Annotated in this window: 27 protein-coding genes and 1 tRNA gene; 10 read left to right on the plus strand and 18 right to left on the minus strand. The window is 65.4% G+C overall.

What is annotated here, in order from left to right; genetic code table 11:
- Window positions 1-155: 155 nt before the first annotated feature.
- Window positions 156-749 (minus strand): CDP-diacylglycerol--glycerol-3-phosphate 3-phosphatidyltransferase, encoded by a 594-nt coding sequence (pgsA, locus tag IEW49_RS07175; protein WP_188642032.1) that lies wholly within the window; start codon window positions 747-749, stop codon window positions 156-158.
- A 125-nt stretch (window positions 750-874) separates the two neighbouring features.
- Between pgsA and IEW49_RS07180 the strand changes: the two genes are divergently transcribed.
- Entirely contained in the window at window positions 875-2,200 is a 1,326-nt protein-coding gene (locus IEW49_RS07180; protein ID WP_188642033.1) for an MFS transporter, read from the plus strand.
- Here the strand turns inward: IEW49_RS07180 and IEW49_RS07185 are convergent.
- Window positions 2,188-2,382, minus strand: coding sequence for a hypothetical protein (locus IEW49_RS07185; protein WP_188642034.1), 195 nt, complete (start codon window positions 2,380-2,382; stop codon window positions 2,188-2,190). The genes IEW49_RS07180 and IEW49_RS07185 overlap by 13 nt on opposite strands.
- A gap of 128 nt (window positions 2,383-2,510) precedes the next feature.
- On the opposite strand from IEW49_RS07185, the gene IEW49_RS07190 reads away from it, so the two are divergent.
- The gene (locus IEW49_RS07190; protein ID WP_188642035.1) at window positions 2,511-4,175 is read left to right on the plus strand and encodes a thiamine pyrophosphate-dependent enzyme; all 1,665 of its coding nucleotides are present in this window, start codon (window positions 2,511-2,513) and stop codon (window positions 4,173-4,175) included.
- A gap of 52 nt (window positions 4,176-4,227) precedes the next feature.
- On the opposite strand, the gene IEW49_RS07195 is transcribed toward IEW49_RS07190, so the two are convergent.
- The gene (locus IEW49_RS07195; protein ID WP_188642036.1) at window positions 4,228-4,398 is read right to left on the minus strand and encodes a CsbD family protein; all 171 of its coding nucleotides are present in this window, start codon (window positions 4,396-4,398) and stop codon (window positions 4,228-4,230) included.
- 115 nt (window positions 4,399-4,513) lie between these two features.
- Entirely contained in the window at window positions 4,514-4,942 is a 429-nt protein-coding gene (locus IEW49_RS07200; RefSeq protein WP_229658122.1) for an EVE domain-containing protein, read from the minus strand.
- Window positions 4,943-5,001: 59 nt separating this feature from the next.
- On the opposite strand from IEW49_RS07200, the gene IEW49_RS07205 reads away from it, so the two are divergent.
- The 6 genes from IEW49_RS07205 to IEW49_RS07230 all read left to right on the plus strand — a co-directional run bounded on the left by IEW49_RS07205 (window position 5,002) and on the right by IEW49_RS07230 (window position 11,308).
- Window positions 5,002-5,940 carry an isopenicillin N synthase family dioxygenase gene (locus IEW49_RS07205; protein WP_188642037.1) on the plus strand — a complete coding sequence of 313 codons (939 nt, stop codon included), beginning with the start codon at window positions 5,002-5,004 and terminating at the stop codon, window positions 5,938-5,940.
- A gap of 79 nt (window positions 5,941-6,019) precedes the next feature.
- Window positions 6,020-7,690, plus strand: a complete 1,671-nt coding sequence (locus IEW49_RS07210; protein ID WP_229658123.1) for a putative bifunctional diguanylate cyclase/phosphodiesterase — start codon at window positions 6,020-6,022, stop codon at window positions 7,688-7,690.
- A gap of 60 nt (window positions 7,691-7,750) precedes the next feature.
- On the plus strand, window positions 7,751-8,566 hold the full coding sequence (gene dapF / locus IEW49_RS07215; RefSeq protein ID WP_188642038.1) for a diaminopimelate epimerase: 816 nt from the start codon (window positions 7,751-7,753) through the stop codon (window positions 8,564-8,566).
- Window positions 8,566-9,747 (plus strand): MiaB/RimO family radical SAM methylthiotransferase, encoded by a 1,182-nt coding sequence (locus tag IEW49_RS07220; protein ID WP_188642039.1) that lies wholly within the window; start codon window positions 8,566-8,568, stop codon window positions 9,745-9,747. The genes dapF and IEW49_RS07220 overlap by 1 nt, the downstream gene beginning before the upstream one ends.
- Window positions 9,744-10,664: a signal recognition particle-docking protein FtsY gene (gene ftsY / locus IEW49_RS07225; RefSeq protein ID WP_188642040.1), complete on the plus strand. Its 921-nt coding sequence runs from the start codon at window positions 9,744-9,746 to the stop codon at window positions 10,662-10,664. The genes IEW49_RS07220 and ftsY overlap by 4 nt, the downstream gene beginning before the upstream one ends.
- Window positions 10,664-11,308 carry an inner membrane-spanning protein YciB gene (locus IEW49_RS07230; protein WP_188642041.1) on the plus strand — a complete coding sequence of 215 codons (645 nt, stop codon included), beginning with the start codon at window positions 10,664-10,666 and terminating at the stop codon, window positions 11,306-11,308. Before ftsY ends, IEW49_RS07230 begins: the two co-directional genes overlap by 1 nt.
- Window positions 11,309-11,318: 10 nt before the next feature.
- On the opposite strand, the gene IEW49_RS07235 is transcribed toward IEW49_RS07230, so the two are convergent.
- The 10 genes from IEW49_RS07235 to IEW49_RS07280 form a co-directional block, all read right to left on the minus strand.
- The gene (locus IEW49_RS07235; RefSeq protein WP_188642042.1) at window positions 11,319-13,280 is read right to left on the minus strand and encodes a potassium transporter Kup; all 1,962 of its coding nucleotides are present in this window, start codon (window positions 13,278-13,280) and stop codon (window positions 11,319-11,321) included.
- Between the two features lie 103 nt (window positions 13,281-13,383).
- Window positions 13,384-14,043, minus strand: a complete 660-nt coding sequence (locus tag IEW49_RS07240; protein WP_188642043.1) for a tetratricopeptide repeat protein — start codon at window positions 14,041-14,043, stop codon at window positions 13,384-13,386.
- Window positions 14,043-14,453 (minus strand): cytochrome c-type biogenesis protein, encoded by a 411-nt coding sequence (locus tag IEW49_RS07245; protein WP_188642044.1) that lies wholly within the window; start codon window positions 14,451-14,453, stop codon window positions 14,043-14,045. The genes IEW49_RS07240 and IEW49_RS07245 overlap by 1 nt, the downstream gene beginning before the upstream one ends.
- Window positions 14,450-14,980, minus strand: coding sequence for a DsbE family thiol:disulfide interchange protein (locus tag IEW49_RS07250; protein ID WP_188642045.1), 531 nt, complete (start codon window positions 14,978-14,980; stop codon window positions 14,450-14,452). Before IEW49_RS07250 ends, IEW49_RS07245 begins: the two co-directional genes overlap by 4 nt.
- Window positions 14,980-16,917 (minus strand): heme lyase CcmF/NrfE family subunit, encoded by a 1,938-nt coding sequence (locus tag IEW49_RS07255; protein WP_188642046.1) that lies wholly within the window; start codon window positions 16,915-16,917, stop codon window positions 14,980-14,982. The genes IEW49_RS07250 and IEW49_RS07255 overlap by 1 nt, the downstream gene beginning before the upstream one ends.
- On the minus strand, window positions 16,914-17,369 hold the full coding sequence (gene ccmE / locus IEW49_RS07260; RefSeq protein ID WP_188642047.1) for a cytochrome c maturation protein CcmE: 456 nt from the start codon (window positions 17,367-17,369) through the stop codon (window positions 16,914-16,916). Before ccmE ends, IEW49_RS07255 begins: the two co-directional genes overlap by 4 nt.
- Complete coding sequence (ccmD, locus tag IEW49_RS07265) at window positions 17,366-17,509, minus strand: heme exporter protein CcmD (protein ID WP_308419697.1); 144 nt, start codon at window positions 17,507-17,509, stop codon at window positions 17,366-17,368. Before ccmD ends, ccmE begins: the two co-directional genes overlap by 4 nt.
- A complete protein-coding gene (gene ccmC, locus IEW49_RS07270) occupies window positions 17,506-18,225 on the minus strand; it encodes a heme ABC transporter permease CcmC (RefSeq protein WP_188642048.1) in 720 nt (239 codons plus the stop codon). Before ccmC ends, ccmD begins: the two co-directional genes overlap by 4 nt.
- Before the next feature lie 38 nt (window positions 18,226-18,263).
- Window positions 18,264-19,328 (minus strand): Leu/Phe/Val dehydrogenase, encoded by a 1,065-nt coding sequence (locus IEW49_RS07275; RefSeq protein ID WP_188642049.1) that lies wholly within the window; start codon window positions 19,326-19,328, stop codon window positions 18,264-18,266.
- Between the two features lie 44 nt (window positions 19,329-19,372).
- Window positions 19,373-19,449: transfer RNA gene (locus IEW49_RS07280), tRNA-His, on the minus strand.
- A gap of 205 nt (window positions 19,450-19,654) precedes the next feature.
- Between IEW49_RS07280 and IEW49_RS07285 the strand changes: the two genes are divergently transcribed.
- Window positions 19,655-20,287, plus strand: coding sequence for a prolyl hydroxylase family protein (locus IEW49_RS07285; RefSeq protein ID WP_188642050.1), 633 nt, complete (start codon window positions 19,655-19,657; stop codon window positions 20,285-20,287).
- Complete coding sequence (locus IEW49_RS07290; RefSeq protein ID WP_188642051.1) at window positions 20,284-20,601, plus strand: TraR/DksA family transcriptional regulator; 318 nt, start codon at window positions 20,284-20,286, stop codon at window positions 20,599-20,601. The genes IEW49_RS07285 and IEW49_RS07290 overlap by 4 nt, the downstream gene beginning before the upstream one ends.
- A 90-nt stretch (window positions 20,602-20,691) precedes the next feature.
- Here the strand turns inward: IEW49_RS07290 and rpmE are convergent, their stop codons facing one another.
- From rpmE to bamA, 4 genes are all read right to left on the minus strand, one after another.
- Window positions 20,692-20,922, minus strand: coding sequence for a 50S ribosomal protein L31 (rpmE, locus tag IEW49_RS07295; RefSeq protein WP_188642052.1), 231 nt, complete (start codon window positions 20,920-20,922; stop codon window positions 20,692-20,694).
- A 97-nt stretch (window positions 20,923-21,019) separates the two neighbouring features.
- On the minus strand, window positions 21,020-21,475 hold the full coding sequence (gene fabZ, locus IEW49_RS07300; RefSeq protein WP_188642053.1) for a 3-hydroxyacyl-ACP dehydratase FabZ: 456 nt from the start codon (window positions 21,473-21,475) through the stop codon (window positions 21,020-21,022).
- Window positions 21,476-21,537: 62 nt separating this feature from the next.
- Complete coding sequence (locus tag IEW49_RS07305) at window positions 21,538-22,212, minus strand: OmpH family outer membrane protein (RefSeq protein WP_188642054.1); 675 nt, start codon at window positions 22,210-22,212, stop codon at window positions 21,538-21,540.
- The gene (gene bamA, locus IEW49_RS07310; protein WP_188642055.1) at window positions 22,212-24,926 is read right to left on the minus strand and encodes an outer membrane protein assembly factor BamA; all 2,715 of its coding nucleotides are present in this window, start codon (window positions 24,924-24,926) and stop codon (window positions 22,212-22,214) included. Before bamA ends, IEW49_RS07305 begins: the two co-directional genes overlap by 1 nt.
- Window positions 24,927-24,949 lie beyond the last annotated feature (23 nt).

Genomic DNA, 24,949 nt, shown 5'->3' on the forward strand with positions numbered 1-24,949 from the left:
GTCGGCCCTCAGCCTCGCCTCGCCTTCGCCACGCGGGCGCGGAGACGGTCGCGGCTAAGGTTACACCCGGGCCCGCAAGAACGCGCGCAAGTGACTGCAATCGCTTGGGTTTTTCGAACGGCGAAGTTTTGCTAACACCCCCGGTCGGCGGTCCATCAATCCATGTGCTTGAGGCCGACGCGGAGGTAGTCCCAGCCGGTGACGACCGTGAGCAGCGCCGCCGCCCACAGCGTGGCGAGGCCGACCGTGTGCGGCACGTTGGCTTCGAGTTCGCCCAGCATCACCGTCCATTCGGGCAGGCCGCGCCCGAGGATCAGCGAGCCGAGCGCCAGCAGCTGGAAGGTCGTCTTCCACTTGGCGAGGCGGCTGACGGGCATCGAGATCTTCAGCGGGCCGAGGAATTCGCGCAGGCCCGAGACTGCGATCTCGCGGATCAGGATGATCAGCCCGGCGACCACATGCGCGTCGCCGACATAGGGCCCGCGCAGCACGCCCTGCGCCGCCAGCGTGAGGATGACCGCGGCGACCATGATCTTGTCGGCGATCGGATCGAGGAACTGGCCGAGCTTCGACACCGTCCCGCTCGAGCGGGCGAGATAGCCGTCGAAATAATCGGTCAGCGCCATCAGCGAATAAAGCGCGAAGGCGAACAGGTACCCCGTGGTCCAGTTGGGCCACCACATCAGCGCCACCAGCAGCGGCACCATCACGATCCGCGTCAGCGTCAGGATATTGGGCAGGTTGAGCATGGCGCGCGGACGATCCCCTGGTCTTTCCGCGTCCGCCTTAACAGGGGGATGGACGCTGCAAAAGCCTTGTGCTGCAGGCTTGAACCGTTACGGACGGCGGCACCAAGGGGCTATCGGGAAGCGACATGACGACATCCACGCACCTCGTGCGGACACGGCGGTTCGCCCCGCTTTTCGTCACCCAATTGCTCGGCGCCTTCAACGACAATCTCTACAAGAACGCGATGGTGCTGTTCGTCGTCTACAGCATCTACAATTCCGAAAGTGCCGAGGCGAGCTTCTCCGCCCTCGCCTCGGGTATCTTCATCATCCCGTTCTTCCTCTTCTCCGCGCTCTCCGGCCAGCTTGCCGACATGCGCGACAAGGCGAAGATCATCCGCATCGTGAAGCTGTGCGAGATCGGCATCATGCTGATCGGCGGCGCCGGGCTGCTGATGGCGTGGCAGGGCATCGCGATCGACCTTTTCGCGATCCCGCTGATGCTCGCCGCGCTGTTCGCGCTCGGCATGCATTCCACCTTCTTCGGGCCGATCAAATACGCGATCCTGCCCCAGCACCTGCACAAGGAAGAAGTGCTCGCGGGTACCGGGCTGGTCGAGGCGGGGACCTATATCGCGATCCTGTTCGGCACGATCCTCGCTGGCTGGATCCCGGTCGAGGTAGCGGCAATCGCGACGATCGCGACCGCGGTGATCGGCTACGTCGCCGGGCGGCAAGTGCCCGAAGCGCCGCCGCTGATGGAACCGGAAAAGCTCGACTGGAACGTGTGGCGCGCCTCGAAAAGGCTGATCGGCGACACGCTGGTCGACAAGCGCGTGTTTCTCGCCATCGTGGCGATCAGCTTCTTCTGGACGATCGGCACGGTGCTGTTCATCCAGTTCCCGCCGCTGGCCAAGAACGTGCTCACCGCGAGCAAGGAAGTGGCGAGCCTGTTCCTCGTGATCTTCTCGATCGGGGTCGCGATCGGATCGGTCTCGATCAACGCGCTGCTCAGGGGCAAGGTCTCGGCACGCTATTCGCCGATGTCGGTGATCGCGATGGGCGGTTTCGTGGTGATCTTCTATTTCGTCTGCCAGCTGTGGCAGCCGCTCGAAGGCGGCGCGCTGCTCGATGCCGAAGGCTTCGTCCATCAGCGCATGGCGATCCCGCTGATGCTCGCGCTGCTCGGCATCGCGGTGGCGGGCGGGATGTTCGTGGTCCCGCTCTACGCCTTCCTCACGACCTTCGTGGAAACCTCGCAGGCCGCGCGCACGATCGCCGCCAACAATATCGTCAACGCGCTGGCGATGGCGGTGGGCTCGCTGGTCGCGATCGGCCTCAGTGCGGCCGGGGTCCCGATCGTCGAGCAGGTCCTGCTGAGCGCGGCGATGTGCCTGGTCTCGGCGTGGCTCGGCGCGATCCTCTACAAGGCCGAAATCGCCGCCGAGGCGCCGCCCGCTCAGGAAATGTAGAGGAGCGTCGCGACGAAGCAGGCGACGTAGAAGTGGACGAAGGTCCGCGCATCCTGCCGCGTGATCCACGGTCGTGTGGCCGTCGTCTGCGGCGGTACCGGAATGCGAGTGACATGGCGGGGCAGCGACATCCGGAACGGGTGCCGTGCACCCTCGTCGGTAAGGACCAGTGCTCTTCTCATGTCGGGGCTGTTAACGCTTCGGTAACCATGTGGCTCCCGCGTTAACCATGTTTTTTCGAACTGCACAGGCTTGGGACAGTCTGCTTCGCAATTGCACCGTTCCGCCGGATCGCTAGAGCATGCGTCCCATGACAGAACATTCCAAACTCGCTGGCCGCCTGTTGGTCGATTGCCTCCTCGAACAGGGCTGCGACCGGATCTTCACCGTCCCCGGCGAAAGCTTTCTCGCCGTGCTCGACGGGCTCCACGATGTGCCCGCGATCGACACCGTGGTGTGCCGCCAGGAAGGCGGCGCAGCGTTCATGGCCTGCGCCGACGGTGCAATGACCGGGCGACCGGGCGTGTGCTTCGTGACCCGCGGCCCGGGCGCGACCAATGCCAGCATCGGGGTCCATGTCGCACACCAGGATTCACAGCCGATGATCCTGTTCGTCGGCGACGTCGATCGCGGGATGAAGGACCGCGAGGGCTTTCAGGAGCTCGATTTCCAGGCCGTGTTCGGACCGATGTGCAAATGGGCGGCGCGGATCGACGATGCGGCGCGCATTCCCGAATATGTCGCGCGTGCATGGTCGGTCGCGATCGCCGGACGCCCCGGCCCCGTCGTGCTCGCCCTCCCCGAAGACATGCTGCGCGAGGAAATCGAAGGCATCGCCCCCCGTCCGGCCGTGGTTCGCCCCGCGCAGGCCGCCTGCCCCGACGCGATGGGTGCGCTGATGGCTATGCTCGGCGACGCGGTCGCGCCGATCGCGATCGTCGGCGGCGCCGGCTGGAATGCCAAGGCGCGCGATCACTTCACCGCTTTCGCCGAAGCGGTCGGGCTGCCCGTTGCGGGGGCCTTCCGCCGGCAGGACGCAGTGCCCAATTCGAGCAGCGTGTGGGCGGGCAATCTCGGCTACGGCCCCAATCCCAAGCTGATCGAGCGGGTCCGCGCAGCAGATCTCGTGATCGCGGTCGGGGCGCGACTCGGCGAGGCGACGACCGACGGCTACGAACTTCTCACCCCCGACCATCCCGACCAGACGCTGGTCCATGTCCACCCCGATCCGGAAGAACTCGGCCGGGTCTACCGGGCCGACCTCGCGATCTGTGCCGACATGGCGGAGTTTTCCGAAAGCGCCGCGCTGTTGGCCGACGAGGTGATCGATTTCGACGCCGGGGCCGAGGCGCATCGCGAGTGGATCGACTGGTCCACTCCGCAGGACAGCGGGACGAGCGGGCTCGACCTCGCGCTCGCCGTCAAAACGATGCGCGAGCTGCTGCCTGCCGATGCGATCATCTGCAACGGGGCCGGCAATTTCTCGGGCTGGTGGCACCGCTACTGGCCGTATGAAGGCTACCCCTCACAGCTTGCTCCGACCGCGGGTGCGATGGGGTACGGCGTCCCCGCCGCCGTCGCCGCCGCGCGGCGTTTCCCCGATCGCAGCGTGGTCGCGGTGGCGGGCGATGGCGATTTCCTGATGAACGGACAGGAACTCGCGACCGCCGCCGCGCTCGATCTCGACCTGCTCGTGCTCGTGATCGACAACGGGGTCTACGGCACCATCCGCATGCACCAGGAACGCGACTACCCCGCGCGGGTCTCGGGTACCACGCTCGCCAACCCCGACTTCGCCAGGTTCGGCGAGGCCTTCGGCGCATGGACCGCGACCGCGGACGACAATGCCGGATTCGATGCGGCGATCAAGGAAGCGGCTGGGCGCTCTGGCCTACGACTGATCCATTGTCGCACCGAAATCGAGAACCTCGCCGCCTCGGGTTTGAAGCTCAGCACGCTGCGCAGCCGGGCATAGAAAAGGCCGCCCCGGTTTCCGGAGCGGCCTTTTCCTGTCGATCGCAGTGCGATCAGATGTCGTTGCCGAGCTTGCCTTCGACTTCGCCCTTGAACTGCTGGGCCTTGCCCTTGGCTTCCTGCTCGCGCCCTTCGGAGCGGGTCTCGGGATCGTTCGACTGCTGCTTGATTTCGCCAGCCGCTTCGTTGGCGTTGCCCTTGATCTTCTCTTTCAGTTCACCCATTAGAATTTCCTTTCAGCTTCAACGGCTTGATTGCCGCATTGTGAAAAGAAAACGGGCGACCGGAGAACGCGTTTCCGCTCCGGCGACGAACCGAGACTCGCATGCGACCGTGCGATCAGATGCCGGCCATTCCGCAGATGATCGACCATTCCTCTGGGGTGATTTCCGCGACCGAGAGCCGCGAAAGCGTCACCAGTTCGCAATCGGCTAGACTGGGTTCGGCCTTGATCTGCTTTAGCGTTACCGGCTTGGGCAGCTTGGTCTTGGGCACGACCTTCACCGCCGCCCATTTCCCGGTCTCGTCGGTCGGGTCGAGGATGTCGGCAACGCTGATCTCGCAGATGCCAACGATTTCCAGCCCCTCGCGCGAGTGGTAGAAGAACGCCTGCTCGCCGACGCGCATGGCGGCGAGGTTGTTGCGGGCGCGATAGTTGCGCACCCCGTCCCAGGTGCCCTCCTTTTCCGCGACCAGGTCGTCCCAGCCGTATTTGAACGGCTCGGACTTCATCAGCCAGTAGCGGGGATTTTCGGGCAGATTGCTCATGAAATTTCTCTCCGGGGTGCTATGGGGCGCGCCATAACCAGTTGAATCGGACTTTGCCAATGCCGCTCGAAACCCTTCCCGTCCTCTCGCTCGAGGCCCCCGCCGGCCAGTTCTCGCAGGATATCGGCGACAGCTTCCGCACCTTCGGCTTCGCGATGGTCAAGGATCACGGGATCGATTCCGACCTGATCGATCGCGCCTGGAAGCTGACCGCCGAGTTCTTCGCCCTCCCGCGCGAGGAGAAGCACCGCTATCACCTCGAAGGCATGGCCGGTGCGCGCGGCTACACCCCGTTCGGGACCGAGATCGCCAAGGATGCGAAGGCACACGACCTCAAGGAATTCTGGCATGTCGGCCGCGACCTGCCCGAAGGCCACCCGCTGGCCGACAGCCAGCCCAACAATATCTGGCCCGACGCGCCCACCGGCTTTCGCGAGACGATGGAAGAACTCTTCGCCGCGTTCGACGAGACCGGGGCGAATATCCTGTCGCGGATCGCGGTCTATCTCGGCCTCGAGGAAAACTGGTTCGACGGCCCGATCGAGGACGGCAATTCGGTGATGCGCCTGCTGCATTATCCGCCACTCGGCGACGATGCCGAGGAAGGCGCGATCCGCGCCGGTGCGCATGAGGACATCAACCTGATCACCCTGCTGCTCGGTGCCGAAGAAGCCGGGCTCCAGCTCAAAACCCGCGCCGGCGAATGGCTCGACGTGTCACCGCCCGACGGTGCGCTCGCGATCAATGTCGGCGACATGCTCCAGCGGTTGACCAACCATTACCTGCCTTCGACCACCCATCGGGTGCTCAACCCCTCGGGCGAGCGCGCCAAGCACAGCCGCTATTCGATGCCGTTCTTCCTCCACCTGCGCAGCGACTACCGCTTCGCAACGCTGCCGCAGTGCATTTCGGCTGAAAATCCCGATCGCTACCCGGAAAGCATCACCGCCGACGACTATCTGAAGCAGCGCTTGCGCGAGATCGGCCTGCTCAAATAACCGCGGATTCCCGCCGCGTTTAACAAAAAATAAAGCTTAAGCGGCTAGCCCCTCGGTCGTGTTTCAAGGGGGTAAGGCGTTGTCTGCTAGAAAAGCAAAGCCCGTCGACAGCAAATCCCAGGCCGATCGCGATCTCATCGCGCTCGGCATCGCCGCGGCCGCCATCATCATGTTCCTTGGCACCGGCAGCGCCGTCCTGCCCCAGATCGTGCGCGCCCAGCTCGAAGGGATCGCGGGCCCCGATACGGTGCTGACCAACGCCCTGCTGCTCAACATCGCGCTGATCATTTTCGGCTGGCGCCGCTATCGCGAGCTGCGGGTCGAAGTCCAGGAACGCCGTGCCGCCGAAGAACAGGCGCGCATACTGGCCGAAACCGATCCGCTGACCGGCTGCCTCAACCGCCGCAGCCTCAACAAGCAGACCGACCGCCTGATCGCCACCTGCGAGGATGGTGACGATGCGATCGCGTTCCTGATGATCGATCTCGACAACTTCAAGACGATCAACGATGTCAACGGACACCGCGCCGGAGACACGGTGCTGAGCGAGATTACCGAGCGAATCAGCTCGATCCTGCCCGAAGAAAGCCTGCTGGCCCGACTTGGCGGGGACGAGTTCGGCTGCGTGGTAAGGTTCGAGAGCGATCATCCGCAGGTGGTCGACGACCTTGCCAAGCGGATCATCGAACGGATCTGCAAGCCGATCGCGCACGAGGACATCGCGCTCGATATCACCGCCTCGATCGGGCTCGCGCGGAGTGATTCCGGCCGTCCCGGCAGCGACGGCTCGACCGATGCGGCGAGCCTCATGCATTTCGCCGACATCGCGATGTACCACGCGAAGAAGCACGGCCGGAACCGCTACTACTGGTTCGAACACCAGATGGAGCACGAGCTGCGGTTCCGCAGCCAGCTCGAGGCCGGGATCCGCCGCGGGCTGCACGAGGACGAGTTCGAACCCTATTACGAACAGCAGATCGACGTCGCGACGGGCGAACTCGTCGGTTTCGAGATGCTGGCACGGTGGAACTCGCCCCAACTCGGGATCGTCAACCCGGACGTCTTCATTCCGATTGCCGAGGAACTCGGCGTGATCGGCGAATTGTCCGAACAGCTTATCCGCAAGGCACTCGACCACGCGAAGGAATGGGACGAGGATTTGACGCTGTCGGTGAACATATCGCCGGTCCAGCTGCGCGATCCTTGGTTCGCACAGCGCCTGCTCAAGCTGATGGTCGAAGCGAATTTCCCCGCCAACCGCCTCGACGTGGAAATCACCGAGACCTGCCTGCACGAGAATATCGGCCTGGTCCGCTCGCTGGTTTCGAGCCTCAAGAACCAGGGCGTCACCGTGAGCCTTGACGATTTCGGGACCGGCTACAGTTCGCTGGCGCAGCTGCGCTCGCTCCCCTTCGACCGAATCAAGATCGATCGCAGCTTCGTTTCGAACCTGCCCGAGGACCAGGAAGGCATGAAGATCGTCGAGGCGATCACGTCGCTGGGCGACGGGTTCGGCTTGCCGATCACCGCCGAAGGGATCGAAAACGAGCAAGTGCTCGCCAAGCTGCGCGGCCTCGGCAATTTCAAGGGCCAGGGCTACCTCTACGGTCGCCCCGAGCCAGCCGACCTCATTCGCACCCGGTTGCGCAAGCTCGACCGGCTGCGGAAGGAAAACCCCACCTTCAAGACCAATGTCGTCGACGGTGCGGTCGCGTTTCGCAAGGATGCCGGCTCGGTCGTCAAGGGCTGAACGCTCCCGTCGTCCGGATGCTGGACCTGCCGGGTCCAGCCGCCTACTAGACCGCGCATCATGCGTGTCGATTTCACCAAGATGCACGGGCTCGGTAACGACTTCGTCGTGATCGACCAGCGTGCGCGCGAAAACGTGCACATGGACCGCGCATTGGCGGCCGCCCTCGCCGATCGCAACACCGGCATCGGCTGCGACCAAGTGATCCTGCTCGAACCGTCCGAAGTCGCCGATTTCCGCATGCGGATCTTCAACGCCGATGGCGGCGAGGTCGAGGCCTGCGGCAACGCCTCGCGCGCGATCGCGCTATTCCACGGCAGCGCCGCCCGGATCGAAACCGGCGGCGGGCTGCTAGAGGTCACCCCCGGAAATGGCGGCGCGGCGGTGGCGATGGGCCGACCGCGCTTCGGCTGGGAGGATATCCCGCTCGACTACGCGATGGACACGAGCGAAATGCCGCTCTCCTGGGACGGGCTCGAACGCCCCTTCGCGGTCAATGTAGGCAATCCGCACGCGGTCTTCTTCGTACCCGCGATCGAGGACGTCGAGCTCGGCTCGCTCGGCCCGACGATCGAACGCGATCCCGTCTTTCCCGAAGGCGTCAATGTCGGCGTCGCGAGCGTGGCTTCGCGCGACCGCATCTCGCTGCGCGTGTGGGAGCGCGGCGCCGGGCTGACCCGCGCCTGCGGCACCGGCGCCTGCGCCGCGGTGGTCGCCGCGGTCGAACGCGGTCTCACCGATCGTATTGTCACCGTCGCCTTGCCGGGCGGCGAGCTCGTCATCTCCTACGATGAAGACGGGCAGATCACCATGCGCGGGCCCGCGAGCGAAAGCTTCCGCGGCAGTTTCGATCCCGCCGATTACGGTGCCGCCTGATGGGCGCGCACGTCGTCACGCTGGGCTGCCGCCTGAACCTTGCCGAAAGCGAGGAAATCCGCAGCATTCTGTCGCGCGAGGACGACCTCGTGGTGATCAACAGCTGCGCGGTGACGAGCGAGGCGGTGAGGCACACCCGCCAAGCGATCCGCCGCGCGCGGCGCGAACACCCGGGAGCGCGCCTGCTGGTGACCGGCTGCGCGGCCGAGACCGAACGCGACCAGCTCGCCGCGATGCCCGAGGTCGACGGCCTCGTGCCCAATGCCGAAAAGCGCGATCCGCGGCGCTGGAACGTCGCGCCCGAAGGCGTCCTCGCCCCGGAGCACACCCGCGCCTTCATCGAGATCCAGAACGGCTGCGATCACAGCTGCACCTTCTGCATCATCCCGCAGGGCCGCGGGCGCAGCCGCTCTCGCCCGATCCCGGAGGTTGTCGCCGATATCGAGCGCCATCTAGACCGCGGCGCGGCCGAAATCGTGCTCACCGGGGTCGATGTCACCAGCTGGGGGCACGACCTGCCCGGTGAACCGCCGCTCGGTACACTGGTAGAGGCGATCCTCGCCCGCCTCCCGGAGGTCCGCCGCTTGCGGATGTCCTCGGTCGACGGGATCGAGCTGGACGATACCCTGCTCGACCTGCTTGCGCACGAGCCGCGCATGATGCCGCATGTGCACCTCTCGCTGCAGCATGGTCACGATTTGATTCTCAAGCGGATGAAGCGGCGCCATAGCCGCGCCGACGCGGTCTCGCTGGTCGCGTGGCTCAAGGCGCGCCGGCCCGAGATCGCGATCGGTGCCGACCTGATGGCCGGCTTCCCGACCGAGAGCGAAGAAGCACACAAAGCCAACCTTTCGATCATCGGCGAGCTCGACATCGTTCACGGCCATATCTTCCCGTTCTCGCCACGCCACGGCACGCCGGCTGCGCGGATGCCGCAGGTCGACGGCCTGACGATCAAGGCGCGCGCCAAGGCGCTTCGCGGAGAGGTCGCGCGGGTTCGTCGGGAATGGCTCGAAAGCCGCGTCGGGATCGCGCAGGACGTGCTGGTCGAAAAGGGCGGAGTCGGCCATGCCCCCGATTTTGCGCCTTTCAGGGTCGGAGACGGACCCCATAGTGCATCGGAGCCCGGCGAAATCGTGCGCATCGCACCGAGCAAAGTTGAAGAAGGAATGCTGGTTTGAGCCTGAGTTGGTCCGAACGCCTGACGGGCGGCTTCAAGAAAACGTCGGAGCGCCTCTCGGGCAATCTCGCCGGGCTCGGCGGGACGACGAAGCTCACCCCTGCGCAGCTCGACGAGATCGAGGACGCGCTGATCGTTTCCGACCTCGGCCCGCGCGCCGCCGCGCGGATCCGCGACAAGCTGGAGGAGCATCGCTTCGAAGGCGGTGCCGACGAACGCGCGATCCGCGAACAGGTCGCGGTCGAGATCGCCGAAATCCTGCGACCGGTGGCCAAGCCGCTCGAAGTCACGGCTTTTCCCCGCCCGCAGGTGATCCTCGTGATCGGGGTCAACGGCAGCGGCAAGACCACCACCATCGCCAAGCTCGGCCACCTGTTCCAGGAGGACGATTACGAAGTCATGCTGGCGGCGGGCGACACCTTCCGCGCAGCCGCGATCGGCCAGCTGAAAGTCTGGGGCGAGCGGCTCGGCGTACCGGTGGTCGCGGGCGCTGAAGGCGGCGATCCCGCCTCGATCGTGTTCGACGCGGTTAAGCAGGCAACCGATATCGGCACCGACGCACTGATCGTCGACACCGCCGGCCGCCTCCAGAACAAGCGCGAGCTGATGGACGAGCTAGCGAAGATCCGGAAGGTGCTCGGCAAGCTCAATCCCGAGGCGCCGCACGACGTCGTGCTGGTGCTCGACGCGACAAATGGCCAGAACGCACTCTCGCAGATCGAAGTTTTCAAGGAGATGGCGGGCGTGACCGGGATCGTGATGACCAAACTCGACGGCACCGCGCGTGGCGGCGTGCTGGTCGCCGCGGCCGAGCAATACGGCCTCCCTGTCCACGCGATCGGCGTCGGCGAGAAGATGGATGACCTGCGCCCCTTCGACCCCGACCTCGTCGCGCGCGTCATTGCGGGAGTGGCTTGATGACCGATACCCCTGCCCCCAAGCCCAAGTCTGGCCTCGCCAACCTGCTGGTCGATTACGGCCCGATCATCGTCTTCTTCGGCGTCTACAAATATTTTGCCCCCGAGGGCGATAACCCGATCCAGAACGTGATCGCGGTAGTGTGGGGCACCGGCGCCTTCATGATCGCAGCGGTCGCCGCGCTGCTCTATTCCAAGTTCAGGCTCGGCAAGGTGTCGCCGATGCTCAAGCTGTCGACCGCGCTGATCGTGTTTTTCGGCGGGCTGACCGTTATCCTGCGCGATCCTGTCTTCGTCCAGCTCAAGCCCACGCTGATCTATGCCGGATTCGGCATCGCGCTGCTGGTAGGCGTGTGGCGCGGCCACGCGCTGCTTAAATACCTGCTCGAAGCGGCGTTCGAAGGGCTCGACGCGGAAGGCTGGCGCAAGCTGTCCCTGCGCTGGGGCGTGTTCTTCCTCTTGCTAGCCGTCACCAACGAGGTGCTGCGGCTGCAGTTCGATTTCGAAACCTGGCTCGCAGCGAAGCTGTGGCTGTTCCTGCCCGCGACCTTCCTCTTTACCTTTGCGCAGGTCCCGATGCTGCTAAAGCACGGTCTCGCGGTCGAAGAAGACGCGTTGAAGGACAAGCCGCATACGGGGGAATAATTCCCCAGGACTAGATCTTCAGCTGGCTGCCCAGTTCGACCACGCGATTGGTCGGCAGGCGGAAGAAGTCCATCGGCGTCGCAGCATTGCGCAACATCCACGCGAACAGCTTTTCACGCCACAGCGCCATGCCCGGATTGTCCGAGGCCAGCAGCGTCTGGCGCGAAAGGAAGAAGCTGGTCTTCATCAGGTCGAACGGCCCGCCGCACAGATCCTGCGCGGTCAGCGCCTTGGGCAGGTCGGTTTCCTCGACGAAGCCGTAATGCAGGACCAAGCGATAGAATCCGTCGCCTAGGTCGATCATCTCGCAGCGGTCGGCAGGATCGACCACCGGCACGTCTTCCACCTGCACCGTCAACACCACCACGCGCTCGTGCAGCACCTTGTTGTGCTTGATGTTGTGAAGCAGCGCCGATGGCACGCCCTTGCTCGCAGACGCCATGAAGATCGCTGTGCCCGGCACGCGCTTGGCCGACGAGCGCGCGCTCTTGGCGAAGACTTCGAGCGGCAGGCCGCTTTCGGCCATGCGTGCGCGCATCAGCTTACGTCCCCTCGCCCAGGTGGTGAGCATGGTGAAGACCACCCCACCCACGACCAGCGGGAACCACCCGCCATCGGGGATCTTGGTCAGGTTCGCGGCGAAATAGGCCCCGTCAACCACCAGGAACAGCAGAACCACCGGCGCGGCATACCACCACTTCCATTTCCACACGCCGACCAGCAGCACCGCCATCAGCAGCGTATCGATCGTCACCGCACCGGTCACCGCGATGCCGTAGGCGCTCGCGAGGTTGGACGAGTCCTGGAAGGTCAGCACAAGCAGGATCACCGCCACCATCAGCGCCCAGTTGACGACCGGGATGTAAATCTGCCCGGCCTCGGTCTCGCTGGTGTGGCGGATCGACATACGCGGGATAAAGCCGAGCTGCATCGCCTGGTGGGTGATCGAGAACGCGCCCGAGATCACCGCCTGGCTGGCGATGAAAGTCGCCATGGTGGCAAGAATCACCAGCGGCAGACGCAGTTGTTCAGGCGCCATCAGGAAAAACGGGTTGCGGACTGCTTCTTGCGCCTCGGCCAGCGGCAGCGAGGCGATCATCGCCGCCTGGCCGAAATAGTTGAGCAGCAGGCACGGCATGACGAAGCCGAACCACGAGAGCCGCATCGGCCCGCGTCCGAAATGCCCCATGTCCGAATACAGGGCTTCAGAACCGGTCACCGCGAGGACCACGGCACCCAGCGCGAGGAATGCAACGAAGCGATCGGTGATGAAGAACTGGATCGCATAATAGGGGTTGAGCGCGGCGAGGATTTCGGGGTGGCCGACGATCTGGATCGTGCCGAGCGTTGCGATCACGCAGAAATACACCACCATCACCGGGGCGAAGAGCTTGCCCACCGTTGCCGTCCCGCGCTTTTGCAGCAGGAACAGGAACACGAGGAGAAACAGCGCGATCGGAATGACAAGCGGATCGAGAGATTCATTCACCACCGTGAGCCCCTCAACCGCGGAGAGGACGGAAATCGCCGGTGTGATCATGCTGTCGCCGTAGAACAGCGAAGTTGCAAAGACGCCGAGAAGCACGACGAGCCATGCCCATCGGCCCCCTTTCATACGGCGCGAGAGCAGCGCAACCAAGGCGAGGCTGCCACCCTGCCCGTTATTGTCCGCGCGCATCAGGATGGTGACGTACTGGATCGCGACGACCAGCAGCATCGACCAGAAAATCAGGCTGACGACGCCGTAGATGTGCAGCGCGTCGACCGGGATCGAATAGTCGCGCTGCGCCGAAAAAGTCTCGCGGAAGGCGTAGAGCGGGCTTGTGCCGATATCGCCGAACACGACGCCGATCGCGCCGAGCGCGAGTGCACCCTTGGTCGCACCCTTGCGATGGCCGCCATTGGCGGTCCGGTCCTTGGCGGCCCCGGAATCGCCGGGTTCGGGAATGTTGTCGCTGGTGCTAGCGCTCATCGCAGTGCCTGTTGCTGGCCGACTCGAAGTGCGGATGCGGTCGATCCCGCAGGCGCGAAGGCGCGCGCTCTATCACCACGCGGCAGCCAGGGCAAACGTGCGTTCATTCCGTCTCGCTTCGGGGCGATTCCGGCATCCGGCGAGCGCGCTCGAGCATCATGCCGAGTTGCGCCACCCGCGCCTCCATCACAGCGCGTGCGGGTGTGCCCTCTTCGGTACGCTCGAGCGCGAGCGCCCACAATTCAAGCACTCGATCGAATTCGCCCGCGGTGAGCCAGCCGACGCCGAGGAAGAAATAGGGTGCCGGATTGGCCTCGTCGGCGATCGCGGCGCGGCGATAGGCCTCGGTCGCAGCCTCAGTGAGATTGCCTTCGGCCTCCGCGAACAGGGCGTTGCCTAGCGCGGTCCAGGCCTCGGAATCCTGGGGGTTTTCGCGCAGGTAGCCATTGAGGAGACCGGCCGCGTACTCGAACCGTCCATTGCGGGCGAGTGCATCGGCGGTGACGATCTCGCGGGTCGGCGAGATCGCTTCGTCCTCGAACTGGCGGCGCGCCTCGACCAGTGCGGCTCCATCGTAGCCGGCCTCGCTCGTAAGTTGCTTGGGCGCACCCGCCTGACCGGGTTCCGATTGCAAGGCATAGCCGGCAGCCCCGAGCACCAGCGCCGCGGCGACAGCTTCCCACGCGCCGCGCTCGAGCTTGAGCACGACCACCAGCGCCGCCATCACCAGCACCACGAACAGGATGATCGGGATCCACGCCATCAGCCGCGTCCCTTGCGCCGGATCCGGCTCCAGGCAAGCCCGCCGACCGCGAGCAGGATCAGCAGAGGCCCGGCGAAGAGCGGCCAGGTCGTGGTGTCGAGTTCGGGTTCGAAGGTAACGTAGGCGCCATAGCGTTCGACCAGCCAGTCGCGGATTTCGTCCGGGCTTTGGCCTTCCGCAATGCGCTCGCGCACGAGGCTGCGCATGTCGGCCGCCATCGGCGCGTCACTGTCGGCGATCGACTGGCTCTGGCAGGTGATACAGCGCAGCGAGTGCATGAGGTCGCGCGCCGCAGCTTCCTGCGCCGGATCTTCCAGCTGGCGATCGGCATAGGGACTCGTCACCGCAGCTTCCTGCGCCGCTAGCGGTTGCGCGACAAACGCCAGCAGCAGGGGTGCCAGCCACTTCATCGCGACGCCTCCCGCCACTTCTCGATGATTTCCGGCACCTGTTCGGGGCGGATCTCGCCGATATGCTGGTAGCGGATCACCCCCGCACCATCGACGATGAAGCTTTCGGGCACGCCCGCGCTGCCTAGCATCACCTGGAAGCGGCCATTCGGATCGGCCCCGATGCGCTGGAACGGGTCGCCATATTGCGCGAGGAAGGCCTGCACCTGGGCCGGCGTATCGCGCACTGCGACCGCATCGATCGGCACGCCGGCTCGCGCGAGTTCGACCAGCTGCGGGTTCTCGACCCGGCAGGGGATGCACCAGCTCCCGAACACGTTGATCATCCGCGCCTCGCCCGCTCGGAAATCGGCGCGCGAGAGGCCCGGACGACCGGCAATCTGTGGGTCGAGCGCGAATTCGGGGAGCTGCTGGCCGACCAGCCGACTGGGGATGTCGCGCGAAGGAGGCGCGACCAGCGCCCAGATCGCCAGGCCTGCGAAAGCCACAAAGATCACCAGCGGGACCCAGATGAAGAGCTTGCGCATCAGGCGACCTCCCGCCGTTGGGTGGCGCGCCCTACGGCGATCGACCGGCGCAAGGCCGAGCGTGCGCGGCCCGACAAGGCCAGCAAGCCGCCCAGCGCGACCAGCAGCGCACCATACCAGATCAGCGTAACGAAGGGTTTCCACCACAGGCGGACCTTGCGCTTGCCGCTTTCGGCGGGCTCGCCGAGCACCGCGTAGAGCTGCCCGTTCCAGCGCGTCCACAGCGCGGCTTCGGTGGTCGTCTGCGGAGGCGACCAGAAGCTGCGACGCTGCGGGGAGAGGATCGTTGCGATCGCGCCGTCGCGCGAAACGGCAAGCTCACCCTCGATTGCGGTCCAGTTGGGCCCGGCTACGGGTATGGTGCCGCGCAGCGTCACGTCCCATCCGCTGATCCGCGTGCTTTCGCCGGGGGTCAGCGACACAAGGCGTTCCTCGATGAACGCGCTTTCCGCCGAGGCGCCGGCGAGCGTTACCGCGAGCCCGAAATGCGCGACCACCATGCCCCATAGCGTCAGCGGGGCGCGCCATGGCTTGCGGCGAGCCAGCGGCAACAGGCTGGCGAGCGCGAGGCCGGCGGCAAGCACGAGGCCGGTGCCCGACAACAGCCCCGCCCTGCCGTCGATCACCACCAGCAGCGCCACGAAAGCCATCGCCGCGAATGCGGGGGCGAGGCGCTGGACCACCGGGGTCCATTTCGTGTCGCGCCAGCGCAGCAGCGGGCCGACCATCATCGCCAGCACCAGCGGGAAGAAGAAGATCGCGCCGACCGGGTTGAAATAGGGCGGTCCAACCGACACGCGCGTCCCCATCGACTCGGTCAGCAACGGGTAAAGCGTGCCGAGCAGCACGATCCCGAGCAGCGCGGTCAGCAGCACGTTGTTGACCACTAGCGAGGCCTCGCGGCTCTTCCAACTGAAGCGCGATCCCTCGGCGATCTTGCCCGCCCGCAGCGCGAACAGCGCAAGCGCACCGCCGATGAAGATTCCGAGCAGGACGAGGATGAAGGTCCCGCGCTCGGGGTCGACGGCGAAGGCGTGCACGCTCGTCAGCACACCCGAACGGACGAGGAAGGTCCCGACCATCGCCATCGAGAAGGCGACCACGGCGAGCATCACCGTCCACACGCGCAAGGCATCGCGCGAGGCGAGCACGCTGGTCGAATGGAACAGCGCCGTCGCCGCCAGCCACGGCATCAGCGAGGCGTTCTCGACCGGGTCCCAGAACCACCATCCGCCCCAACCGAGCTCGTAATAGGCCCACCACGAACCGGCGGCGATCCCGAGTGTCAGGAACACCCAGGCGGCGAGCACCCAGCTGCGCATCGTGCGCGCGAAATCGCGCCCGACCTCGCCGGTCACCAGTGCGCCGACCGCAAAGCTGAATGCCACCGAGAGCCCGACATAGCCGAAGTAGAGAGTCGGCGGATGGAAGGCGAGACCCGGGTCCTGCAGCAGCGGGTTGAGCCCGTTGCCCTCGACCGCGGGGGTCGCGAGCCGCTCGAACGGGTTCGAACTGATCAGCAGGAACGCGTAGAAACCCAGGGTCACGATCGCCTGCGCGCCGAGCGTGGCGCGCATCGTTGCGACCGACAGCCGCCGTTCGAACAGCGCCACCAGTGCGCCCGAGAACGCCATCACCATCACCCACAGCAGCATCGAGCCTTCGTGGTTCGCCCATGCGCCCGACAGCTTGTAGACGAACGGCTTGGCCGAGTGCGAATGCTGCGCGACCAGCGCTACCGACAGGTCGGTGCGTGCGAACAGCCATACCAACATCGCGAAGGCAAAGGCAGCGAGCAGCCCCTGCATCACCGCGACCGGCCGGATCGCCTCCCCGAGCACCGCCGCGCCGCGCCCGGCAAGGATCGCCGCGAACAGCTGGAATCCGGACAGGCCCGCAGCGAGCCACAGCGCCAGCAGCCCCAGTTCTGCGATCACTTTGTGGTCTCCGCGACCGCAGCCTTGGCCTGCGCGGCAGTCATTTCTTCGAGTTCGCGTGGCACGTAGTTCTCGTCATGCTTGGCGAGCAGCGTATCGGCGACGAAGGTCCCTTCCGGTGTGAACCGTCCCTCGGCCACGACGCCCGATCCCTCGACGAACAGGTCGGGCAGGATGCCGCGATAGCGCACCGGGACCTGCGCCTCGCCGTCGTGCACGGTGAACAGGATCGAGACTCCGTCGTCTGCCTGTCCGAGCGATCCCTCGAGCACCATGCCGCCGAGGCGGATGTTCTGGCCGACCGCGGGCGGATCGCTCTCGACCTGCGCGGGCACGTAGAAATAGCTCGCCTGGCTGCGCAGCCCCCACATGGCGAGCAGCACCGCGCCGACGAGCGCGACGAGCGCGACGCCGAGCAACGCCATCCGCTGGTGCTTCGGTTTCCAGCTCACTTGCGCCTGGCCTCCTCACGCCGCTTCTCGGCGCGACGCATCGCGACCCAGCTCCAGCCGACCAGCGCCAGCGTCGCCAGCGCCGCAACGGCGTAGGCGGCGAGCACATAGGGCCACTGGTCGATCGATTCGCGGATCATGGCTGCATCGCCTTGCGGCGCAGCCGCGCCTCTGCCTGGCTGTGGGCGAGGATCGCGCGCATCCGCGCCAGCAGCACCCCGCCGAAGATGCAGGTGAATCCGAGCACTGCGATGCCGAGCGGCCACAGGAACGCCGCGTCGATCGACGAGGTGCCCGCGGTGATGCTCGCGCGCTGGTGCTGGGTTTCCCACCATTCGACCGAGCGGTTGATGATCGGGATGTTGATCGCGCCGACCAGTCCGAAGATCGCCGGGATCCGACGCGAAGCCTCCGATTGCGCGGCGCCGTTCGACAGCGCGATATAGCCAAAATAGAGGAACAGCAGGATCAGGAAGCTGGTCAGCCGCCCGTCCCATACCCACCACACGCCCCAGGTCGGTCGCGCCCAGATCGAGCCGGTGGCGAGGCAGATCGCGGTGAAGCAGGCGCCGGGCCAGGCAGCGGCCCGCGCGGCGATGTCTGCGAGCGGGTGACGCCACACGAGATAGGCGAAGCTCGCCCCCGCGATCGTGGTCCAGCCGGCCATGCCGAGCCACGCTGTCGGCACGTGCACGAACAGGATGCGCACGGTTTCGCCCTGCAGTCGTTCGGGCGGGACTTGCGTCAGGCCCCAGGCCAGCGCTCCGCCCGCCAGCACGAGGCCGACGACCAGCAACACCGGCGTGAGCCAGCGCGCAATCTTCAGGAAACGGGCAGGATTGGCATATCCGTGCATGGTGCGGCCTTAGCGGCTTTCGCGCCCTCGCCCAATGTCTATCCGCGCCCGATCAGTTCTTGCGCGCGGGCGTCGGCGATCTCGGCCGAAGTCCGGCCCGAGCTGGCGGCCTCTTCCCAGATCGACACCAGCCGCCCCGGGATCTCGGCGATCCGCTCGCGCACTTCGGCGACATCGACTTCGCGGTTTTCGGTCTTGGCGAAATATTCGCTCGCGACCGAAATGATCCCGCCGGCATTGATGACGTAATCGGGGGCATAAAGGATCTCGCGCTGGGCGAGCAGCTTCCCGTGTTCTGGGCGCGCGAGCTGGTTGTTCGCGCCGCCCGCCACGATCGGGGAGCGCAGCGCGGCGATGCTGGCATCGTCGAGCACGCCGCCCAGCGCGTTGGGGCTGAACACGTCGCATTCGACCTGCATGATTTCGTCGGTCGAGACGATTTCGGCACCGAGCTCGCTGGCGAGGTCGTTCGCGCCGTCGGCATCGATATCGGCGAGCGTCAGTTTCGCTCCGTCCTTGGCAAGAAGGCGCGCCAGCCGTCCGCCGACGCTCCCGGTGCCCTGGATCGCGACATGGACGCCGTCCATGCTGTCGCGGCCGAGCTTGAACTTCGCCGCGGCCTGGATGCCGAGGAATATCCCGAAGGCGGTGAACGGGCCGGGATCGCCGCCCGCATTGTCGCCTTCGGCCGGGAGGCCCGAAACGAAGGAGGTGCGTTCGGCCACGGCCTGCATGTCGGCGACCGAAATCCCGACATCCTCGGCGGTGACGTAACGACCGCCGAGGCGTTCGACCGCATCGCCGAAGGCGGCGAGCATTGCGGGCGTCTTGGTGCGGTCTTCGTCGGCGAGGATCACCGCCTTGCCGCCGCCCATCGGCAGGCCGGCCATGGCATTCTTGTAGCTCATCCCGCGCGACAGGCGCAGGACGTCCTTCACCGCGTTGGTCTTGTCGGCATAGTGCCAGAAGCGCGTGCCGCCCGCGGCGGGGCCGAGATGGGTCGAATGCAGCGCGATGATCGCGCTAAGCCCGCTGGCGTGATCGCGAACGAAATGGACGACCTCGTGATCGTCGTAATCGGGCAGGTCCCAAAGTGCGCTCATCACGCCTCTCCCTATCGGGGCACGCTGCGATTGAAGGGGGCGGATGGGGCGATCGAGGGGTCTCGAACCCCCGACCTCCGGTACCACAAACCGGCGCTCTAACCAACTGAGCTACGATCGCCATACCGCCGCAAAAGCGTGCCGAAAGGCCCGCTTAGGCACGTCGCGTTCCCCGTTTCAAGCAAGGAATTGCGAGGCGCGCGCCTGTTGCACAGCGGGCCCGATTTGGGAAGTAAAAAGTGCCTCGCAACCCGATTATCGCAATATTGTGTCGTGCCCGGAATCGACCGGTTGGCGAGCGGCCTGCGAGTCGGTATCCACCGGGCATGCATTCGGCCGGCGAGACGACTCCGGAAATCCTGCGCGCCCATCCCGGCGTCAGGCATGCTCCCACGCCCAAGCTCGACCTGTTCATGGTCGACGATTTCCTGCCCGACGAGCTGTGCGATGCACTGATTGCGCTGATCGAGGCCGATCGCCGTCCCTCTACCGTGGCGGATTACAATGGCGACGTGCATTTCCGTACCAGCGAGACCTGCGATCTCGACGTGACCAATCCGCATGTCGCCAAGCTCGAGCGCCGGCTCGACGCTTTTCACGGCATCGACCCCGCGCATGGCGAGACCCCGCAGGGCCAGCGTTACGCGGTGGGGCAGGAATTCAAGCAGCACACCGACTGGTTCAATCCCGACGGGGAAGACTGGGAGAGATATTGCAGCGTCGCGGGCCAGCGCACCTGGACCTTCATGATCTACCTCAACGATGTCGAGGCCGGTGGCGGCACGCGGTTCAAGGCAATCAGGAAGACGGTGCAGCCCAAGAAGGGCAAGCTGCTATGCTGGAACAACCGCAAGCCCGACGGCAGCGGCAACGTCAACACGCTCCATCACGGCATGAAGGTGCGCAGCGGCGTGAAATACGTGATCACCAAATGGTATCGGGAAAGGCCATGGCAATGAGCGACTACAGCGAACTCGAACAACAATTGCGCACCCGGCTCGACGAGCTGATCGAACGCGCCGACGTGATCGAGGACGATCTGCGTCATCCGCTCGAATCGGACCTCGACGACCAGGCGATCGATCTAGCCGACGACGAGGCACTGGCGGGAGTCGACGATGTCCTCAAACAGGAGATCGCGCAGGTCCGGATGGCGCTCTACCGGATCGAGAAGGGCACTTACGGCCGGTGCGCGGTGTGCGGCGAGGAGATCGCGATCGAGCGGCTCCGCGCGAGGCCGATCGCCACGCGCTGCGTCCGCCACGCTAGTTGACCGAAAAGAGAGCGGCCAAAAAATAGAAAGGGCGGCCCCGTCGGACCGCCCTCCCCGGCCGATCTTGCGATCGGCAAGCTGTTGAAGCGCTTACTTCTTCTTGAGCGAGAGCCCACCGAAACGCTTGTTGAACTTGTCCACGCGACCGCCCTTGTCGAGCAGACGCTGGCCGCCGCCGGTCCAGGCCGGGTGGCTCGTCGGGTCGATGTCGAGCGTCAGGGTGTCGCCTTCGCTGCCCCAGGTGGAGCGCGTTTCGAACTCGGTGCCGTCGGTCATCTTGACCTTGATCGTGTGGTATTCGGGATGCGTATCGGTCTTCATGTCATATCTCCGCTAACGGACCGGTTCCGACCGGCCCTCGGATGATGGAATTTCGGTGAAGCGCGCCGTTAATCGCGGGCGCGCGAAAACGCAAGCACTATGCGGGAGGATCCGCGATCATCGCGGTGAACTCGACATTGCAGGTTGTCTTGCCCTCGACGCTGGCCTCGCCCTTGAACTTGTATACGCGGCTGCGCTTCTGGACGAATTCGACCTTGAGGTCGAGCAGGCAACCCGGCTCCACGGGGGCACGGAACTTGGCGTTCTCGATCCCCATGAAATAGACCAGCTTGCCCGTACCCGCGAGTTCGAGCGTCTCGATTCCGAGGATCGCGGCGGCCTGCGCCAGCGCTTCGACCTGCAGCACGCCGGGCATGATCGGACGGCCCGGGAAGTGCCCCTGGAAGAATTCCTCGTTGAAAGTCACGCCCTTCACGGCGTGAATGCGCTCACCCTTCTCGAGCTCGCGCACCCGGTCGACCAGAAGCAGCGGATAGCGGTGCGGAAGCGCCTTCAGCACCTTGGTAATGTCGAAAGACGTATCGTCCGCCATGGTTGCCCCTTGTCGGATGGATTCAACGATCGGCCCGCCCCCGCGCGGGGGGCGGGAACCGATTACATGCGCGAGTCGCCGGTGGTCTGCGGCTGCTGCTGCTGCTGTGCAGCCTGCTGGGCGGCGGCCATCAGCAGCTGCTGGACCTGCTGGAACACCGCAACCGCCTGACGGCTCGGCTGCCAGTCGGCAGGAATAGCGGTCTGCACGCTGGGCAGAGCGGTGTTGATCGCGGTCACGACCTTGGGCGTGATGTCCGCACCCTGCTGGGCGTAAAGGACGCTGTCGGGCGACAGGAGCACGGCCACGCCGTCCTGCGTCACGATCTGCTGCACGGTCGTGCTGTACTGGCGCAGGATCTGCTCCACGGCATAGACGCGCGCGCGGTCGATCTGGTTCTGCAGGCCGGCGATCTCCTGGTCGAGCTGAGCGTACTGCTGCGCCTGCGGCGTGCCCTGCGCGGCGCGCTGCTCGTTCTCGTCGAGATTGCCGTCGCTGTTGGTGTCGAGCTGCTGGAGCAACGTGTTCTGCTGCTGCTGGCGCTCCTGGATCGTGGTGCGCTGCGTCTGGTAGGTCGCGGCAATCTGCTGATAGGCGGACTGGAAGGCCTGCGTCTGCGCGACCGCGGCGGGGGCGTTCACGATGGCGATGGAGCCCTGCACCTGCGCGGCGGCGGGAGTCGCGGCGGCGGCCCCGGCGGTCAGCGCGAGTGCGGCGGTAAGTGCTTTGAATTTCATTAGAATTGCGTTCCTACATTGAATGTGAAGGCCTTCGTGTCGTCGCCTTCCTGCTTGACCAGGACGTGGGCGAAGTCGATCCGGAAGGGACCGAAAGGCGAGTTCCAGTTCACGCCGACGCCGATCGCCACGCGCGGTGCAGCGGTGTCGCCGACATATTCCTCGACAAAGGGCGGGATCGTACTGCCGATCGCCGTATTGGCGGAGCCGTCCGGCGCCAGCGGATTGGTCGTGATGGAGGTTTCGGGCGTTCCGTCGCCGTTAGTATCGAACACCTGGCTGAACAGGGGATTACCATCGGTGTCCCGGCGCGGCAGGAAGATGCCGTCCGGGAACGGACTTTGCTGGAGGATCGGATCGCGCAGCCCGAAGACCGCGCCGACATCGGCGAAGATCGACGGCCGGAGCCCCAGTTCGCGCGCACCCGATCCCAGCGGGATCTCGAGTTCGGCCCGGCCGAGGTAGTAGGCCTTGCCGCCGAGGGCATCGTCGACCACGCGCTCGCGGTCCTGCAAGGGCACGCCGACACCGTTCTCGTCGGCGATGATCGGACGGCGGATCACGCGCGGACCGATGCCGCGGATGTCGAAACCGCGGATCTGTCCTTCGCCGAGGAAGAAGCGGTCGGTCAGGCGAACGTCGTCGGTGCCGGGGATCCCGCGATCGTCGAACGAGCGGATCGCACCGCCTTCGCCCCTGAGGGAGAAGATGAAGCCGTTGCCGAGCGGGAAGTATTGCGACGCGTTGAGGCGCAGGCGCAGGTAGTTCACATCGCCGCCGAGGCCAGCGAAATCGGCATTGAAGGTGACCAGCTGGCCCTTCGACGGACGGACGCGGTTGTCGAGACGGTCATAGACCACCGACGCACCGAGGATCGAGCTGACCCGATTGCCGAGCGAATCGCACAGGTAGCGACCGGCCAGCAGCGGTTCGCACGACGGCACGCCGTCGCCATCGAGGTCGGAGAAGAACTGGCTCTCGTCGACCGTCACGTCCTCGAAATTGAGCGTGTAGCGACCGAGCGCCGAGATATATTCGGTGATCGGGATGCCGAGCCGCGCCTGCAAGCCCGCGGTCTGCTGCTCGTAAGTGGTGTTTCGCAGGTTGCGGAAACCGTTGTCGAGATCGCGATAGTAGATATCGATCCCGGCCGAGATGTTGCGATCGAACACGTAGGGTTCGGAGAAGCTCAGCTGCGCACTGCGCGAATAGCCAGAATAGCTCGCGCTGACGCCGACCGTCTGGCCGCGCCCACGGAAGTTCTTCTGACGGATCGAGCCCTGGAAGATGAACTGCTCGATCGACGAGAAGCCTGCCGAAAGCTGGAGTTCGCCGGTCGGCTTTTCCTCGATATTGGCTTCGAGCACGATCCGGTCGGGCGCGCTGCCCGGCTTCTGTTCGACTTCGAAGCCTTCCTGGAAATAGCCCAGCGAATTGATCCGCGCATTGGTGCGCGCGATCGCGAAGGAATTGAACGCATCGCCCTCGACCACACGGAATTCGCGGCGGATGACCTTGTCCTGCGTCAGCGTGTTGCCGTTGATGTCGATGCGTTCGACATAGACCCGCGGCGCCTCGTTGATCAGGAAGGTCACGTCCATCGTGCCGGCTTCCTTGTTCCGCTCGAACTGCGGACGGACGTCGGCGAAGGCATAGCCGAAGGCACCGGCGGTTTCGGTCAGCTGTTCGACCGTGTCCTCGACCGCCTGCGCGTCGTACCAGTCGCCGGTGCTCATCGGCAGCTGGCTCGTCAGGACGCTCGAGTCGAAATCGCGGATCTGGCTGTCGACCTTGACGTCGCCGAACTTGTAGCGCTCGCCCTCTTCCACGACGTAGGTGATGATGAAGTCGCGCCGGTCGGGCGTGAGCTCGGCCACCGCCGAGACGACGCGGAAGTCGACATACCCGTTGGTGAGGTAGAACTTGCGCAGGTTCTGCTGGTCGAAGGCGAGGCGATCGGGATCGTAGCTCGTCCCGCTCGAGAAGATGCGCAGGAAGCTCGCTTCCTTGGTCACCATCTCGCCGCGGAGGTCACCGTCGGAGAACACCTCGTTGCCGATGATGTTGATCTTGCGGACCTTGGACTTGGGACCTTCGTCGATCTCGAAAATCACGTCGACGCGGTTCTGGTCGAGCATCACCATCTTGGGCTCGACCGTGGCGGCGAAGCGGCCCTGGCGCTTGTACAGCTCGATGATGCGGTTGACGTCCGCACGCACCTTGGCGCGGGTGAAGATCTGGCGCGGCGACAGCCGGATTTCGGGCAGGATCTTGTCGGGCTTGAGCCGGTCGTTGCCCTCGAAGATGATGCGGTTGATCACCGGGTTCTCGACCACGGTGATGACGATGTTGCCCTGGTTATTGCGGATCGTGAAATCCGCGAACAGCCCGGTCGCCGCGAGGTCCTTGAGCGCCTGGTCCGCCGCTTCGGGCGTATAGGGCTGGCCGTTGCGCAGGCGGATGTAGGATATGATCGTGTCGGGCTCGAGCCGCTGCGCACCGATCACCGCGATCGAGCGGATGATGTCGGGCTGCGCCTGAGCGGGCTGCGGCGCGGCAGTCGGCGTCGGTGCGGGGGTCGGCGCGGTCTGGGCGCCGGTGTCCTGCGCCAGCGCGATGCCAGGCATGCCGGCCAGTGCGGTTGCGGCGAGAAGCGAGGCGACGGAGCGCGTCTTCAACGTGAAACGATCCCGTCCGGAAACTTGAGCGGTCATAAGGGTCCCGATTGCAGATTTTG

Source organism: Pseudoblastomonas marina (assembly GCF_014641655.1).
Classification (GTDB): domain Bacteria; phylum Pseudomonadota; class Alphaproteobacteria; order Sphingomonadales; family Sphingomonadaceae; genus Alteriqipengyuania_A; species Alteriqipengyuania_A marina.